The organism is Zobellia uliginosa (assembly GCF_018860745.1).
Lineage (GTDB): Bacteria > Bacteroidota > Bacteroidia > Flavobacteriales > Flavobacteriaceae > Zobellia > Zobellia uliginosa_B.
This window is the reverse complement of record NZ_JAHKPY010000014.1, coordinates 549,346-567,275: the sequence shown is the minus strand read 5'-3', so window position 1 is coordinate 567,275 and position 17,930 is coordinate 549,346. Positions and strand designations below refer to the sequence as shown.

General features: G+C 37.6%; 14 protein-coding genes. 10 read left to right on the top strand and 4 right to left on the bottom strand.

The features are described 5' to 3' along the window. Positions 1-42: 42 nt before the first annotated feature. A complete protein-coding gene (gene pbpC, locus KO521_RS17370; RefSeq protein WP_215941173.1) occupies positions 43-2,388 on the bottom strand; it encodes a penicillin-binding protein 1C in 2,346 nt (781 codons plus the stop codon). A gap of 102 nt (positions 2,389-2,490) precedes the next feature. Further along, positions 2,491-2,844: a hypothetical protein gene (locus KO521_RS17365; protein WP_215941172.1), complete on the bottom strand. Its 354-nt coding sequence runs from the start codon at positions 2,842-2,844 to the stop codon at positions 2,491-2,493. An 84-nt stretch (positions 2,845-2,928) separates the two neighbouring features. On the opposite strand from KO521_RS17365, the gene KO521_RS17360 reads away from it, so the two are divergent. The 3 genes from KO521_RS17360 to KO521_RS17350 all read left to right on the top strand — a co-directional run bounded on the left by KO521_RS17360 (position 2,929) and on the right by KO521_RS17350 (position 4,815). Next, positions 2,929-3,462, top strand: coding sequence for a CvpA family protein (locus tag KO521_RS17360; RefSeq protein ID WP_215941171.1), 534 nt, complete (start codon positions 2,929-2,931; stop codon positions 3,460-3,462). A 99-nt stretch (positions 3,463-3,561) separates the two neighbouring features. Beyond that, complete coding sequence (locus KO521_RS17355) at positions 3,562-4,311, top strand: glycosyltransferase domain-containing protein (RefSeq protein ID WP_215941170.1); 750 nt, start codon at positions 3,562-3,564, stop codon at positions 4,309-4,311. Between the two features lie 84 nt (positions 4,312-4,395). Then, positions 4,396-4,815, top strand: coding sequence for a lipocalin family protein (locus KO521_RS17350; RefSeq protein ID WP_215941169.1), 420 nt, complete (start codon positions 4,396-4,398; stop codon positions 4,813-4,815). 74 nt (positions 4,816-4,889) lie between these two features. Here KO521_RS17350 and KO521_RS17345 read toward each other — a convergent pair whose 3' ends face one another. Further along, the gene (locus tag KO521_RS17345; protein WP_252730096.1) at positions 4,890-10,364 is read right to left on the bottom strand and encodes an MG2 domain-containing protein; all 5,475 of its coding nucleotides are present in this window, start codon (positions 10,362-10,364) and stop codon (positions 4,890-4,892) included. Positions 10,365-10,759: 395 nt separating this feature from the next. Between KO521_RS17345 and KO521_RS17340 the strand changes: the two genes are divergently transcribed. The 5 genes from KO521_RS17340 (at position 10,760) to amaB (ending at position 15,694) form a co-directional block, all read left to right on the top strand. Continuing rightward, positions 10,760-11,236: a CAP domain-containing protein gene (locus KO521_RS17340; RefSeq protein WP_215941167.1), complete on the top strand. Its 477-nt coding sequence runs from the start codon at positions 10,760-10,762 to the stop codon at positions 11,234-11,236. Positions 11,237-11,369: 133 nt separating this feature from the next. Further along, positions 11,370-11,909 (top strand): 3-hydroxyanthranilate 3,4-dioxygenase, encoded by a 540-nt coding sequence (locus tag KO521_RS17335; RefSeq protein ID WP_215941166.1) that lies wholly within the window; start codon positions 11,370-11,372, stop codon positions 11,907-11,909. Positions 11,910-11,999: 90 nt separating this feature from the next. Continuing rightward, the gene (locus KO521_RS17330) at positions 12,000-13,610 is read left to right on the top strand and encodes a CHASE domain-containing protein (RefSeq protein WP_215941165.1); all 1,611 of its coding nucleotides are present in this window, start codon (positions 12,000-12,002) and stop codon (positions 13,608-13,610) included. Between the two features lie 47 nt (positions 13,611-13,657). Beyond that, complete coding sequence (locus KO521_RS17325; RefSeq protein ID WP_215941164.1) at positions 13,658-14,014, top strand: DUF1304 domain-containing protein; 357 nt, start codon at positions 13,658-13,660, stop codon at positions 14,012-14,014. 126 nt (positions 14,015-14,140) lie between these two features. Then, positions 14,141-15,694: an L-piperidine-6-carboxylate dehydrogenase gene (gene amaB, locus KO521_RS17320; RefSeq protein WP_215941163.1), complete on the top strand. Its 1,554-nt coding sequence runs from the start codon at positions 14,141-14,143 to the stop codon at positions 15,692-15,694. Between the two features lie 142 nt (positions 15,695-15,836). Here the strand turns inward: amaB and KO521_RS20570 are convergent, their stop codons facing one another. After that, a complete protein-coding gene (locus KO521_RS20570; protein WP_289846496.1) occupies positions 15,837-15,968 on the bottom strand; it encodes a hypothetical protein in 132 nt (43 codons plus the stop codon). A 410-nt stretch (positions 15,969-16,378) separates the two neighbouring features. Here KO521_RS20570 and KO521_RS17315 point away from each other — a divergent pair, with 410 nt between their 5' ends. Next, positions 16,379-17,296, top strand: a complete 918-nt coding sequence (locus KO521_RS17315) for an OmpA family protein (protein WP_215941162.1) — start codon at positions 16,379-16,381, stop codon at positions 17,294-17,296. A gap of 24 nt (positions 17,297-17,320) precedes the next feature. After that, entirely contained in the window at positions 17,321-17,908 is a 588-nt protein-coding gene (locus KO521_RS17310; protein ID WP_215941161.1) for a hypothetical protein, read from the top strand. Positions 17,909-17,930: the final 22 nt, after the last annotated feature.

Below are 17,930 nucleotides of genomic sequence, written 5' to 3'. Positions count from 1 at the left end.
AAATAAATATACGCAATAATCCACAGAGAAAAGAGTCAATTTTTATTCTATTGATATCATCGCAAATATCTCATTGCCATAGGCATCCAAAACCATGATCTTATGCTTGCCAACCTTGGGAAGAACAGCCATTTCATGAAAATTCTTAGTTTGACCAACAAATTCTTCATCAACATACCAATATACTTCAGTTTCTGGCTTAGAATGTGCTAATTTTAAAATGAGCTCGTTCGTTTTTCCATCAAAACCTTTGGTTAAGGTAATACGCCTTCCGTTTGTAGGGTAAATAAATTCCATTTGCGATTCCATATCGTTACTACAACCTTTAAGAAAAGGAGGGACCACTTTATATGTTGGATGGCTAGAGCGATAATAAAACTCCATTAAAGGAGGCAAGATAAACCAAGGTTCCGAAACGGCCGAAGCCAATTGCGAGCAGGAAGAATTGACCCTAAATTGCCTTGCTTGATCTAAATAAATGGTTTGATGAAATTTACATTCTGAAACGTAGTTCTGTTTATTGGGAATAGAAATAGTCTTTGATGGGCAAATAGCCGTAGCAAGATATCCACTTTGGGCGCACACCTTTATGTCTATAAACTCATCCAATGGTTTTTGAAACCATTTGCTTTGCGGAAGTACATTGAAGATGTCGAATAATAAGGGCGCCGCAGAAGACACTCCTGAAACATTTGGTCTTCCCTCTCCATCTGCATTCCCAACCCATATACCGACCACATGGTCTGCTGTTACTCCAATAGCCCAAGCATCTTTGTTTCCAAAACTGGTTCCTGTTTTCCAGGCAATCTTTTTACTACTATCGAAGAACTGCCAAGATTCATCGCCTTCTGGTCTATTTACCTCCTTCATAGCCTCAAAAGTCAGATAAATGCTTCCCGCATCAAACATGGTTTTCTCTATTGATTTTTCACCAAAATCGACTACACGGTCGGTTTTTAAAATTAAATTCGTGAATTCATTATTAAAATATTCGCTTGAACTTTCATTATAATGATTTAAAGTAGACGCCAAATTAGCATAGGTTTTACAAAGGTCCCACAAGTTGCTTTCCGCGCCTCCCAGAATTAACGTTAACCCATAATGATCTGCAGATTTATTGATTCCCCCCAGCTTAAAAAAATCTAATTGACCTCTGAATTTTTCTAATCCATATTGTTGTAACAAACGAACCGCGGGAATATTCAAAGAACGGGCCAAAGCCTTTTTTGCCTCTACGGCTCCACTGTATTTTTCGTTAAAATTTTCAGGTGTATACCCTGCTATTTGGGTTGGAACATCGGCAACTAACATGTCCGGAAGCAATTCACCGGCATCCAACATAGCGGAATAAAGTAACGGTTTTATAACACTTCCTGTACTTCTGTTTGCTTGTACCATATCCACATCTTTTTGATGCTCTTTTGATGTAGGTGTGTTGCCTACGTATGACAAAACCTTTCTTGTATGAACATCTAGAACCAAAACAGCAGCATTGTGTACTTGATTTTGTTTGAGATTTTGATGATGCTTTTGAACTATAGCATTTACATTTCGCTGTAAATTCTCATCTACAGTAGTTTTGATACGTTTTCCCTTATTCTCTTTTGCCAAATACTGTACTAAATGTGGTGCTGTTCTAGGTAACTGATAAGGTTTCTGCGGAAGATTTTCTAAAAGAGAAAGGTCATACGTTGTTCTGTTTATAAACCCATTTTCAAAAAGCTTTTCTAATAGGCGATTTCGTTTGTTTAGAAGTTTGGTTTGATTTTTTCCTGGATAAATAAGACTTGGCGCATTGGGTAAAACCGCCAACGTAGCGGACTCTGCCCATGAAAGCTGATACGGACGCAATCCAAAATACCGCCATGCGGCAACATCAATACCAACAACGTTACCTCCAAAAGGAGCATGGCTGGCGTATAACCTAAGAATGTCATCTTTGGAGCGGTTGAATTCAAGGCGAGTAGCCAAGATAAGTTCTATGCATTTTTCAAGATAAGATCGTTCTTTTCCCTTTCTAGAGAGCCTAATTACTTGTTGCGTTAGGGTACTACCACCACGCACAGTTCTACCTGCCTCTAAATTAGCTCCTATAGCCTTTGTTATTGCAAAAGGATTAAAACCAGGGTGATTGTAGAAATAAGCATCCTCAAATTGTAGAATACAGGTTTTAAACTTAGCGGGCACACTATCTACTTCTGAAAACCGCCACTGACCATCTTCTGCAATCATAGCACCTAACAAACCGCCCTGTTTACTTTCTACCACAGTAGCCGTAGGAGATTTGAATAGGTTCTTGGGGAGACAGAAGTAATATGCAGCAAGTACAATGATTAGTAAAATCAGCTTTTTTAGATGCTTCTTACCTACAGAACAAATTTTCTTCATATTACAAAATTAGAAGCCAATTCTTCACGTACATTATTTGAAAACATGGTAACTAGACAAGCTATTATTCACTTCTCAAAGCCTGAATATGAGGAAACCCTTCTATATATATTCCTTCTCAAGAAAATAGCCAACAATCGCCTCCTTCATTAAAACAGATTGCTCCCCTGCTTTTAATGCCGGCAACTCTTCTTTGGTTTTATAATGAGGCCAGCCATCTTCATCAAAAAACTCAAACTCATAATAACCATATGGCTCCAATAAACGACAAATAGCAATATGCATTAAGTCTAACTTATCGTTTTTTTTATATTTTCTGTGGTATTGTCCAAGTTCCTGAACCCCTACCAGGTATATTATTGCGTCAAGTTCTAAAGTATCCCCGCTAGCAAATTGCTCGGATAACTTACCCACTAAGACATTCCATCTCTCTTTTAACTCTTCGTCTCTTGCCATTAATATTTTTGCGTTTTTCCGCGGATTGGATATAAGTTGCAAAGGTACAAATCAAAATACTACTTTTGTGGAAAGACATTAACCATGAGTTTCTTAGATATTTTATTAGGATTACTACTATTATACGGACTATGGAAAGGCCTAAAAAACGGACTTTTTGTTGAATTAGCTTCCATTGTTGCCTTAATTGCAGGTATTTATGGAGCTATACATTTCTCCTATTATGCCGGGGACTACCTTTCCGACAATATGGAATGGAACGAACGGTATATTAATATTGCGGCCTTTGTAATCACATTTATAGTTATTGTTCTTGCTGTTCAATTAGCGGGGAGGTTCCTTACCAAAATAGCCAACTTTGCTATGCTAGGACTTTTGAACAAAGTTGCCGGCGGAATTTTTGGTGTGGTGAAAGTAGCGGTCATTCTTGGGGCTCTGCTCATCTTTTTTGAGCGCGTAAATAATTCTGCAGGTGTTGTCAAGGATGAAACCATGCAAAAGTCCGTTCTTTACGGACCTATAAAAGAAATTGGTGCATTTATATTTGACAATGTTCTTAAAGAGGAAATAACTCCTAAAGGTGAAGTAGAAAAAGAAACGCTTCAGGCAAGTATATAATTTCTAAATTATACGATAATAAAAAGTCTCAATCAGTATCTAGAGTTGCTTCTTATTATGAATAGGGAATGGACCTTGCCTTAAAATATAAAAACATACATGCCTAAGCTTGTCATTTATACTATTGCCCTGGGGCCTAAATTCGGTTTCGTTCCGCAGAAAAATATTAGAGACGTAGACTTCTTTGCTTTTACGGACAATCCTAAAAAAGTCTGTAAGCCATGGACACCTATTTTGTTGAAAGAGGATTTTAAGGATAATGAACGTTTAAGGTCTCGTCACCCAAAGTTATTGCCCCATCTTTATTTTAGCGAGTACGATATCAGTATTTATATTGATAGTAATTTTTTGATTATCGGAAATATCAAGGAACTCATAAAAAATTTGAATGGTTTTAAAATGGCTCTCTTTGATCATAATCAAAGTGATGACACAAGAAATTGCGTTTATCAAGAATACAAGGCAATCCTGGAACTAGGCGAACAAAGAGGGGTGTATAAAGATAACCCCAAGGTTATGGAAAAACAGATTCTGTTTTTTAAGGACCAAAATTATCCTCCAAACAATGGTCTCATCTGTGGAGGTGTTCTCATTAGAAGACATAATGACACACAGGTTATAAAGGTTATGGAAGACTGGTGGGAGTTTGTTTCGACCCAAAGTCTCCGTGATCAACTAAGTTTTAATTACGTTGCTTGGAAGAATAAATTTAACTACACGATTATGCCTGGAGATATACGAACCGGGAATCCTAATTTTTATTTTCTAGCATCAAATAGAAAAAACTATTTTTGGAGACTAATTAAGTATCGAATAAAGCGTTTATTAAAATATCAACTTCATCCGTAAAAGTAGCATTTCCTCTAAAACATGCCATTTTATGTAATTTCTAAAATGCATGGACGTTTTAATATTTCACCAAATCAGGTAAAAATGAAAAAACCACTACTTATATTACTTCTTGCCATAGGCTGTACTTTCACTTCTTGTAAACAAGATGACTCAGGAGATAATGGTGATTTACTAGGCACATGGTCCTTAACAGCATATATTGATGATGATGGCGAAGTACTTGCTAACGAATGTCAGAGTATGGACATTTTACGCTTTAAAGACGGGAATGTTTTAGACTATGAATACCATAGTACGGATAGTGCTAGCGGTGATTGTATAGAAGGAACGCATGATTCCGGATCATGGTCTTATTTGTTCAACAGTAAAGTTCAGCTGGACCATGGTACGGAAGAAAAATCAAACATAATGGTAGCAAAATATAAAGTTTCCGGTGATGTTCTTACACTTACCTTTGATGAAGGTAATGGCGAATACCACAAGAAATACAAGAAAGAATAAAAAATAATTCAATTAATTAAGAATAAAAAAGACCCTTGTGAAGGGTCTTTTTTATTGCTTGCATTCTTCCAATTTTACTGAACTACCTCTACCCAATGACCTTTGGTACGTACCATATATTCATTATCGTACATAGCCTCTGCTTGAACACCTGGCAAGTAGTATCGGCCTAAATAAGAGGCATTCAACAGCACCCTGAACGTTTTTGTTTCGTTTTTATCCATGTCAAAATAAAAGTTGCTACGGTCATCACGAATATCTGTATATGTTACTTGGTTGTCCGCAAACTCACCAAAATCAGTAAAACGCGTGTTTACAATTTCCCACCCACTTGGAAAAATCTCTGTTAGCGCTACATTCTTTATTGCTTTAGCAGTAGTATTCGTCAAAGTAACCTCAGCCACAAAGTCCGTACCTTGCGTTATTTGGGCGATATTTAATACCGAGCCGTTTCGACCTTTAAAAACTGTTTTAGCCGCTAAGTTCCGCTGAATTGATTTCTCCTTACCTACAGGTAAAATTCCTTGGTTTACTATTGAGGCAAACAATGTACCGGCTTCAGTATTTTTAAGTTCGATTATATTAGTTCCTCTTTTTATTGAAAGTTCACGAGTTGCTAATGTCTTTGCCGTGCCCACCTCTTCCAAACTTCCATTGACTACCACCGAAGCTTTTATACCCTTACCACCTACTAAATTGGCAAACTTGGCCATTGCAATTAAACTGTATGCCGTGCTCTGTGTGCTCAACCATCTAGACTCAGAAATACGTTCAGCAATTGTTTTTGCCATATCTTGCGCTTTTGCTTTATCTTTTAGCAGCACATATGTCTCCAAGGCCATAGCCCTATTTCTGTCCGAAGAACCATAGGTATAATAATCAAACCCGTTATTTTCAAAATCAAGTTTTGCCGTGCTCAAAATTTCCTTGGCTACATTGGTTTGTCCAATTAATCCGTAACTAGCAGCTAAACGGAATTTAGCCTCGCTGGACAAATTCCCAGTTTCTCGTAACCGGTTCATACTAGATACATCTGCATTTCCCGATAGCGCCAAAGTATACAGACGATACGCTTGTGCCAAATCCGAACTATTTGTACCAGAACGCCATTGTGTTGAATTGTTCTGCTGATACTTCAACCAACTAGATTTAAAACCAATTGGCAGGACATAGCCTTTCTTTTCCGCCTCTAACAAGAAATGGCCGGCATACGAAGTTCCCCAATCATTAGAATAGTTCTGCCCAGGCCAATATGAAAATCCTCCCGTAGCATTTTGATAACCGCCCAGAAGTTTAATAGCTCTCACTACATTTTGCTGAATACTTTTCTTCTTATTGCCATCCAAATCAAAAATATCCGAAAGATACAACTGTGGAAACGCTGCAGATGTGGACTGTTCCAAACATCCGTGAGGATATCTAATAAGATTTTGCATACGCCCATTAAAATTCATTGGAGGCAAAGTAGAAAGTTCTATTTCCGCCAAATTACTTCCTGAAACACCAAAAGTTTCTAGGCTTATGGTTTGTGCAGAATTAGGTTCCAATATAATATTTTGTATCTCCGAGGTAAGCGGATTTGGGTTTACCACATCTATAGGGATTTCAAAAGAAGCCTTTTCCCCATTACCGGAAGCCTCAACAATTACCTTACCTATCCCTTTAAAATCAGCCACCTTCAACTGAAAGTATGCCATTTTCTCATCGGGCTGTGTAAAAGTTAGTGACTGGGTAGCATCACCTGAAATAGTGAAAGATGGATCCGACTTCAATTTTAAAGTTACATTTTTCACCTTCTTTTCCATGGCAAATACCGTTACAGGTAGGGTTACGGTTTCACCAGGTGTAATTTTTCTAGGCAACGAAGCCAGCACCATTAAAGGCTTACGCACGGGAGTTGTTTTTTCGCCCATTCCATAAGCTTCGGTTTGTGAATTACCCGCTATAACCATGGTCCGAACAGACCCAACATACTTAGGAATCTTAATATCATGCGATTTAGTTTCTCCTTCTTTCAAACTGAAAGGACCTAAATGAACTACCATTGGTTCAAACCGATTCGCTTTTTTATTTTTTGCACCTGCTAGTTCGCCATCACCCCCAATAGCAAATACTTGGTTAACCTTACCACCAAAAGCACCGATAACATCATCAAAGACATCCCAGGTTTTTACCCCAAGTGCTTCATGAGCATAGAAAGTGCCCCATGGGTCCGGGGTTTTAAAACGGGTTAAATCTAACAAGCCTTCATCTACAATAGCAATACTATACGTCATTGCCTTTTTGTTCTTCTCACTTACCTTAACCGTAATAGTTTCTTCCGGTTGCAATACTTCGGGCATTGCAATAACAGGTTTCATTTTTGTAGTTGGATTTTCCACAGAAACCGGAATAACACCATACAACCGAATAGGGTTATCATTTAAGGTACTCGCATGTGGCTGCAATAAGGAAACATGAACAAAAACGTTGGGCGCGTATTCCGCATTCATTTCTAGTTGAAACTTGGTCTCGTCCTTGGCCGTATCTACCCAAAGGCTTTTTAAAACCTCCGTACCATTCTCTACCGTAACCAGAGCACGACTTCCTTCTGAACTAGGGAAGGTAACCGTAGCGGTTTCACCAACATTATAGGTTTCTTTGTCTGTAGAAAATACCAACATGGTAGCTGCAGAAGGGTCTGTTTTACGAGATTTCCCAGCCCATCCCGGCCAATCTATGTATATTGTCTTTGCTGTGGCATGACCTCCATTTGGATCTTCTACACGTACCAAATACCTACCCCATTCCGGATACTTTAATTCAAAATTAAAGTTGGCCTTACCACTGGCATTAGTACTAAGTGTTTTTTCAAAAACTTTCTCATGATATTGACCACTACTGTAATTAGATAAATTATCCGCAGAGGTATCCCACCACCATCTCCAACTTATTTTGTGAATGGTTACATTAATGTTTTTAGTGGCCTTAGGATTGCCCTTTTCGTCAACTGTAACTACATCAAATGTATGAGGTGTATCCGTTAAAAGCATCCCTCTATTTTTATCGCCTTTAGGAATAGTCAAACCCACATAAGTGCCATAAGGCGAATATGTTTTAGAGAACACATCTGTACTAAAATCCCCCCCATTTTCATATACTTTGGTTATAAACGCCGCTTTTAGCATACCGGGAGCCATGCTGGTAAACTGAGGATTCATACTGAATTGTGTTTTACCCTCTGCATCTACCTTACCATCAAAAACTACTTGATCTTCTACCGAAAAGCTTCGGGTGGGGTCATCAAAAACATAACCTGGAAATGCACTGAATGCAGTATTCTTTGCATTGAATTTAGCTGTAATATCCGCTTTTAGGTTTTTAGCTATTGCACCGTGCAACCACTTCACTTCCATCTTACCGGTAATGGGTTTTGACGCATTTAGAATATCATCATCAAACTCCGTTTTTATCTTTAATCGATTTGGCTTGATAGTCTCTATTTTAAGTGACTTTGTAAACGTAGCACCCCCAACCGAAACCTTAGCCAACCAATTACCGGTAGGTGCATTTTCATCTGTTTTAAGATTAAACTGATAAAAATTATTGAGCCCGTTAGTTCTTACTTCACGATGAACAACTTTATTATAGGGGTCATACAGCTCTAACTTCACAGGGTGATTTTCCGGTAACCCATGCGCCTTATCATTCAGCATAAAAGAAAGGAAAATGTCATCTCCCGGTCTCCAAACACCTCTTTCGCCAAAAACGAAACCTGTAAGACCTTTTTGAAGCTCTACTCCCGAAACTTTGAACTTACTTACGGAAAGCGCATTACCGTCATTTAGTTTTACATAGGTTTTTTGACCTTTGCTTTCCACTACTGCAAAATACGCCAGCTTTCCATCATCAAACATGGCTAGCCCTTCTACATCTGTCACTACTTCTCCTATAGGCTGTTGTTGGTAGTTATAAAAGGTAACCTTAGCTCTTGCTACAGGTTTGGCATCCAAAATATCGGTTACGGCAACAAAATAGCTTTTATTGACTCCCTTTTTGACCGTCACGCCTATATCTGACGCCAAAATGTTCATTCCTATTTTTTTGTTGTAGTAATACGATTTATCGCAGGGGTTTTCCCTCTCGTTCCAGTTATAGTCGTAGTAGTAATCGTTATAATAATAGTTCTCTACATTGTCCCAAGCACTGTTCTCCTTTTCTTCATCAAAATTATCCTTTTCTTCCAATACAGGATCAAAATTTGAATCCTCACAACCATATGCACTGTCTTCTGGTCCAAAATCCAGTTCAACTCTATAGATAGCACCTACTTCCGGCGTAATTAGCGTTTTGAGATCAAGCGCGTGAGCAACCCATTTTCCACTATTACTAGATAAATTGGCCAAAGTAATTTTCTTGCGGGCAATAGGTCTAGCCACTGCACGTAAATCACCTTGTCCATTAAGGTTGCTATTCTGAAGAAACTGCAGAACGTTATTCTCATAAATTTTGAAAACCGATACTTTCAGGGATGCCAGACTTACCGCTTCAAAATTGATTTTAAGGTTACTGGAAGACGGCAAAATAGTTCCATTAGAAAGCAGTCTTACTTCCGGCTTTAGCCTTTCAAAAGCAATTCTTTCCGTAAACTTTGTTTTTAATTTGTTGCCGTCGGCACTTTGTATACCCTCATAAACCTCTAGCATTACCGTTCCTTCAATATCTTTGGATGGATAAACTTTTAGCGTATTACCGTTAACGGCATATTTAACCGCGTCATCCTGCTCTAAGACAACCAAGCCTTTAAAATTCTGACCTTTTTTAATTGGATCGGAAAAATTTATGGACACTACTGCATTTTTGGCTACATCCACAGTGGCATCTAAAACAGTAAAATTGTTCTTTCCCGGTATTGTTATTGACTCATTGCCCTTACTATCAATACTAAATTGAGCCCCACTCCATGAAACTTCTAGTTTAGAGTCTTCAATAGTTCTTTGAATGCTGTCTATTTTAAAAGAAAACTGAGTTCCTTTTTCTGTTCCTACATCGAACTTAACAGAAACCGACTTTCCGTTATGGGTCGCAGAGACCAATTGCTTTGCCTTTTCTAAAGGAAAAACATCTGCCATGCGTAACTGGCCGGTTATATATTGATATTCTTTTGAATACGACTGTAATGCGTCTGTATAAATATTGAATTGTTGTTCTAAGGTTTTAACATTGAAAGTCAATACTTCCAGACCATCTGGCATATCATTAATTATATCACCCAAATTCAGCTCAAATGTATATTCCGTATTCTGCTGAAAACCATTTAAAGAAACAAATGCAATCGTACGGTCATCCAGGGCTACTACTTTACCATCTATTCTTGGCGATATTTTAAAAAGACCTTTATCCAATTCATCTCCTGCATTCCAAGATTCAATTGGAGTGTTAAAAACCACTTTTACAACACTCTGAGCAGAAATAATTCCATGAGAAACTTGACTTACATACTCATGAAAACGATTTAAATTATCAGCCTGACCGGCAGCCTCTTTCTTTTTAGACGTGCACGCTGACAAAAAAACAAATAATAATAAAAATCGAAAAAGAGAAAAGACCTTCATGGAAAGATTGTTTTAAACAAAAATAGCGGTTAAAAAACAGAACTGGTAACGGTTTTCATTGAATTATGAAAGCTTATAAAACCCCATTTACCGTAGGGATGTAATAGATTGATTTTTGTTTAAAACAGCGAAAAAAGCAGAAATACCAGAGCCAGCGTACGTTTTGACTTACGTAAGATTATTAGAATGGTGTATTTCATCGAAAAGTGAAACTTATAACCTAGAGTAAACAATATATTTTAGATATTCGCCTCACGAGAATATCCCCAATCAATTCTTAGAATACGAGAACACCCCACTCTTCTCTCCTACTTTTTCAAGAATACGCCTACTTACAAATAGAACTTTGTATGAAAATGAGAACACACTATGTTGCACTCGTTTTATTTGTATGCACTTTGGCCTCTTGTAGTAAAGAGTCCGTTGAGGCAGCAGATATTGTCGAAAAGGAAAATGCAGAAACTGTAGAAAAAGAACTTCTTGAAGCCGTTAATGGACACCGGTTATCAATAGGAAGCAATTCTTTAGAATTCAGTTCCGTGGCATATTTACACGCCAATAAGCACACAGACTATATGATTGCAAAAGGGGCATTGAACCATGATAATTTTAGTTCACGCGCATTTAAGATATCTAATGAGGAAGCCGCTGAATTTGTTGCGGAAAACGTTGCAAAAGATTATGCTTCCGCTTCCGAAGCACTTGCTGGATGGCTAAATAGTAGTAGTCATAAAAAAACTATGGAAGGTGAATTCACCCATACTGCAGTTAGTGTAAAAAGAGACAGCAATGGAAAACTGTATTTTACGCAAATATTTTTCCGCTAGTCTAAGATAAAAAACCACTATAAAGACTACATACTAGTTATACAGCATACTTTTTCATAGCTTTGAGATAAAATGACCTCCTTTTGTATATGTATAGAGCATGACAAAAGAGTTTGGTTATAAATGTCAAAATATGTCCATTAAAGCCCCTTTTAATCTTAATCGTTGGATAGAAGAAAACAGACACACCCTTAAACCTCCTGTTGGCAACAAGAATCTTTATAAAGATGCAGGAGATTACATTGTTATGGTAGTTGCGGGTCCAAATGCTCGAAAAGACTATCATTACAACGAAACGGAGGAACTTTTCTATCAGCTAGAAGGGAATATTGAAGTTCATATACAAGAAGACGGGCAAAAGAAAACAATGAAACTTGGCCCGGGAGATATGTACTTGCATCCTGCAAAAATTCCACATTCACCAGTTCGTCACGAAGGTAGTATAGGCTTAGTAATTGAGCGAAAAAGAGCCGACATGAATGTTGACGATGGACTGCTGTGGTTTTGCGACAATTGCAATCACAAACTTTATGAAGCTTACTTTACCCTTAATGATATTGAAATAGATTTTTTAAAACATTTCAAACATTTTTATGGTTCTGAAGATCTTAGAACCTGTGACAATTGCGGCACAGTTATGCCCGTAGACCCCAGATTCGTTAGTGACCAATAAGTATATTTAACTTAAAAATCAAAATCTACCGTTCTTTTGAAATAGTACCAACCTAGCCGGTTATCAAAGATGTCCCCACATTAACCACTTATGACCAAACAGCAAATTCTAAAATATTTAGCTATTCTACTTGTTGGAAGTAGTATCTCTTTATTCATTTTCTTTTCCATCAATACTAGGTACCTTCTAAGAAACAAGGCTGCTATAGACAATGCAGTAAATAAATCTGTCATAAAATTAGAAGATGAGCTCAACAAAATCAATCTTGTTGTGGAATCCATGGCGTTCTTCTACGAGAATAAAAAAATAATTCCTCAACATCTTTTTGAGCGTTTCACGGACCCGTTTTTAAAAGAACTTAATGGCATAAAGGCGCTTGCCTGGGCGCCTAAAATTAAGGATTTTGAAAAAAACAAGTTTGAAAAACATATCAAAATCAAAGAAACGAATACGGAAAACAATCTAATTCCCACTAAAACAAAAGATGTTTATTACCCTGTACAAGTTCTAAATCCTTTAGGTCCTTTAAAAGATGTACTAGGTTACAACCTCTATTCGGATAGTACAAAAAGAGATGTAGTTCTTAGATCTATAAAAACGAATAAACCTGCAATTTCCGGACCTATATCGCTAATAGCCGAAAATAGTACCATTAAAGGAATAGTGGCATTAAAGTCCGTAAGCAGCCAAAATTCTATTGAAAGTAGAGGCGTGGTTGTTGGCGTCTACCGTATGGAAAAGCTTGTTTCAGAAACACTAAAATCCGAAGCGAAAGTTGTGGACATTTGCATTCATGATGAAGTGGGAGACACCCTATTGTTTTCTAATGTTGATGAGAGTAAAATCACTGATAAAAAATTTGAAAAGACTTCTATTCAGAAAACTATTCATGCGGTAGATCGGAAATGGTTAATTCATTTTGTACCAAAGGATGAATACCTATCTTTTCCCCATATTTTTGAATCCTATGTGGTGCTTATTTTAGGATTTGCCACAACCCTGTTATTGGTTTTATTGGCTCGTAGAAGAGATAATCATAATGACCGCCTTGAAGCTCGCGTTCTTTTACGTACTGCTGAATTAGAAGAATCCAACAAACAAAAAGAGAACTTACTACGTGAAATTCATCATCGTGTAAAGAATAATTTGCAGATTACTTCTAGTCTAATAAATATGCAAAAACGAAAATTGGTCAGTAAAGAGGCCATAACCGCACTACAGGATAGCCAAGCTAGAATATCCGCGATTGCACTTACCCATCAGAAAATCTATCAAGATAAAGATTCTAAAGCCGTTAACCTTCACGAGTATTTAAAGGATTTAATGGAGTATCAGAATAAAATATCCCCAACCTTCAGCTATAAAATAAACTGTCCGGAAATTTCTATAGATTTGGATAGGGCCGTACCACTTGCTTTAATAATTTCCGAATTGGTGACCAATGCAGTAAAGCATGCCTACCCAGACACCACCAAGTATAACGAGCTGGTTATAGATGTTGATGTCTTGGACGACGGTATGGCCGCATTCTCCATCAAAGACAATGGTAAAGGACTGCCTAGTGATTTTGCCATAGAAAATGCAGAAGGAATAGGCTTTGACATTATTAAAGCATTATGTAGGCAGATTTCAGCTGAATTAACTTATAACTCTACGGATAACGGAACACATTTTACCGTAACTTTCGATAACAAAATATAGTAAGAGCCCAAATTGCCAAAAGGCAATGAACTTTAAGCTAGACGTCTATGTTACAAAAAATACTGATTGGCCTTATCGCCTTTTTACATCTATATTTCCTTTATTTTGAAATGTTCGCATGGACGACTAAGGGAAGAAAAGTTTTTAAAAAATTCCCAAAAGAGCTCTTTGAGCCTACCAAACCAATGGCAGCTAATCAAGGGCTTTATAATGGTTTTCTTGCTGCAGGGCTTATTTGGTCATTATTTATTACAAATATTAAGTGGCAAGCCAATGTTGCTCTTTTCTTCCTAGGATGTGTTGCGATTGCAGGTATTTATGGTGCACTCTCCGTTGAGAAAAAAATATTGTACGTACAGGCGTTACCAGCTTTAATTACCATTGGGCTAATTTTATTTAGCTGACTATATCTCCATATTTCATAATAGAATCCCTACTCAATTTAATACGCCTGATTAAAGCTATTTTATCTGACCAAGAAAAAGTATCTTTATAAAAAATATAACAATTCATAATTAAAAAGTTATAAAATGTCAAAAGTAGCATCGCAATTTGGTATTGACAAAGCCCTAAAAGATTTAGGTATTCAAGATATTAATAACGGAACCTCTACTGGATCTTTAAATTTTGGTTCTGGTGAGATCATATCATCATACTCCCCTGTAGATGGAGCTTTGATCGCCAAAATAAAGACTACAACCGTAGCTGATTACGAAGAGGTAATGGGTGCGGCTACTAAAGCTTTTACGGCCTGGCGCTCCAAACCAGCCCCTTTACGTGGTGAAATCGTTCGCCAATTTGGAGAAAAACTCAGGGAGAAAAAAGAAGCCTTGGGCAAACTGGTTTCATATGAAATGGGTAAAAGTTACCAAGAAGGTTTAGGAGAGGTCCAAGAAATGATAGACATCTGCGATTTTGCGGTTGGCCTTTCAAGACAACTACACGGCCTTACCATGCATTCCGAAAGACCAGGTCACCGCATGTACGAGCAGTATCATTCCTTAGGAGTGGTTGGTATTATTTCCGCTTTTAATTTTCCAGTGGCCGTATGGGCGTGGAACACCGCTCTAGCGTGGATTTGTGGTGATGTTTGTGTTTGGAAACCATCTGAAAAAACACCTTTATGCGGTGTTGCTTGTCAAAACATTGCTGCAGAAGTATTTAAGGAAAATGATTTACCTGAAGGTATTAGTTGTTTAATAAATGGCGATTATAAAATTGGTGAAATGTTGACCAAAGACAGTAGAATACCTTTAGTATCCGCAACAGGTTCTACCCGAATGGGTAAAAATGTTGCACAGACGGTAGCCGCTAGATTAGGAAAATCTTTACTTGAACTTGGAGGTAACAATGCTATAATAGTCACTCCGGATGCCGATATTAAAATGACCGTTATCGGGGCCGTATTTGGCGCCGTAGGAACTGCCGGACAACGCTGTACTTCTACCCGAAGATTAATTATTCATGAAAGTATCTATGACCAGGTGAAATCAGCCATCGTGGAAGCGTACAAACAACTTAGAATTGGCAATCCTTTGGATGAGAACAACCATGTGGGCCCCTTAATTGATATTGATGCTGTAGCATCTTATAATAATGCATTGACGAAGGTTGTTGATGAGGGTGGAAAAGTCATTGTACAAGGTGGAGTTTTAGAGGGGGAAGGTTACGAAAGCGGTTGTTATGTAAAACCTGCAATAGCAGAAGCCATGGCCCATTTTGAAATTGTACAGCACGAAACTTTTGCACCTGTGCTTTACCTTCTTAAATACTCAGGAACTGTTGAAAATGCTATCGAAGCTCAGAATGGCGTGGCCCAAGGCCTATCTTCCGCGATAATGACCAACAACCTAAGAGAGGCTGAACATTTCTTATCCGTTGCGGGAAGTGATTGCGGTATTGCCAATGTTAATATTGGAACTTCAGGCGCAGAAATAGGTGGCGCTTTTGGCGGTGAAAAAGAAACTGGCGGCGGGCGTGAATCCGGATCAGATGCTTGGAAAGTATATATGCGCAGACAAACGAATACTATAAATTACACAACTGAGCTTCCTTTGGCCCAGGGTATCAAATTTGACCTTTAAAAATTACGTGTTTATTAAATGTGAAAACCCGCCTTTGATCATTTGTCCTTCCCCCGAATAGACAAACAAAAAATTAGCGGGTTTTTAAAACACTAACTCAAATAACTATTAAAGAACGTATTACATTTTTCTGAAATTTTGCTTATCCATTATTGGTATTTCTTCTGATTTGATCTGTCTTTTGAACCTTCCAACTTCCTTGAAGTAATGTTTGCATCCCCAAGACGATAAACATGCAAAAAAAGGTAACCACCTTAATTATTTCCGTTTTCATAACTCGTGTCTTTTTGTACTATCTGTTTTGTTTTATAAATGTATCAATCTTGCGTTAACTCAAAAAACGATATTGTATAATGCCGTGCATTTTGTATATAACTAGTCCGTTTTAATGTATAATCGGCATTACAACTAAATATTCTTTTTAGGCTTACTAGCTAAAGATCAACACAATAGCCACAACTAGTTATCTTCAAAAGATAAAAACTAATCCATTCATTACTAGCACTATACCATTTTTTATACGTAATGACAGAAAAATTCATGTAACAGACTAATTTACTTTAAATCACGTTAGTTATATAAATGTTAAAATTTTTAGTAGTACTTTACTTATTAATTTAGTAGATTTAAGGTTAGTTCTATTTTTTTTAATACATTGTAGTCTAAACACTTAACCCATTAACAATGAAAAACACAACCCTTTACCTACTTGGTATTATCATTACCATCATAGTAGGCACTTACTTTTATTTTTCTTGTTGTAGTTATTGCGGAGCCGTAGCAACACAAAAAGAAGAATCAAAAGAACAAGTTGCTCCGGCGCCGGTAGCACCAAAAATCACCTCTTATCCTTTTGCCTTGGATGATGGCGATTTTGCTTATTCAACAGAAGACAATTTTAATTTCAACACGTCTTCATATGATTATCTGGAACCTGTTTCAGAAAAGGTAAAAGCCGGAATTTCCCCTGGTTTAAAAAATCATTTGTTAAGCAACAAAAACAAGGTTTTTAACATTACCGGGTACTACACTAGTGATGAAAAAAACAATTCAGCCTTTCCTAACCTGGGTCTAGCCCGAGCAAATTCGGTAAAGAACTATTTTGTTTCACAGGAAATTCCATCTTCGCAAATTAATACTAGCGGAAAATTGGTAGAAGACATGGTTTCTGACAACAATATATACCGCGGACCTGTGGGTTATGCTATTGAAGAAGCTTCTGCCGATGCTGAAGACCAATTAAAGGCTCTTTATGATAAAATTACAGCAAACCCTTTAATCCTTTATTTCGACACTGCTGAGGCATCCATAAACCCTTCTGCATCCCAACGTCAGAAAATAGCGGATATTACGCATTATCTTGATAAAGCGGAAAACGCAAAATGTCAAGTAGTAGGTTATACCGATAGTCAAGGTAGCCTTACGACCAATATGCGCCTAGGACAAGAAAGAGCGGATTTTGCAAAAGCATATTTAATGCAAAATGGTATTCCCGCTAATAGAATTGCAACAGACTCTAAGGGTCCCAAAGACCCAATTGCCAGTAATAGTACTGATGAAGGTAGGGCCAAGAACAGAAGAACGGTAATTACAATAAAATAATCAACAAACTAAAATTGAATTAAAATGGAATCAGGAAATATAAATATTTGGTGCTGGCTAATACCCCTTCTTGTGGGTGTAATTTGTGGCATACTAGGTTATCTAATTGGAAAAGGAAATACCAAGGTTATAGACAACTCGGAAGATTTAAAACGTTGCCATGACAAAAACGCAAAACTAAAAGCCGATCTTGAAGCTTGTAATCAAAAATTATTGACCACACCTGAAACACCAAGTGTTTCATCTTCACTAGGAGCAACAGCAGCTGCCGTAGCCGCTCCTATAGCAATGGCTCCAGAGCCTGTTGCAATACCTTTTGATGCTGCAGCGGCCAAAGCCGCGATTGGCAAAACGGTCAAGGAAAACGACTTAAAAGTGGTTGAAGGTATTGGTCCTAAAATAGAAGGTCTCTTTCAGGCCGATGGTATAAAAACATGGAAAGCGCTATCCGAAACACCAGTGGCTAGATGTCAAGAAGTCCTAAAAGGTGGTGGCGACCGCTATAAAATTCATGATCCCGCATCATGGCCAATGCAAGCAAAAATGTGCTACGAAGGCAAATGGGCAGAACTTGCAAAATGGCAAGACGAACATGACCACGGAAAGTTATAATTTCAACTTTTACTATTCTTGT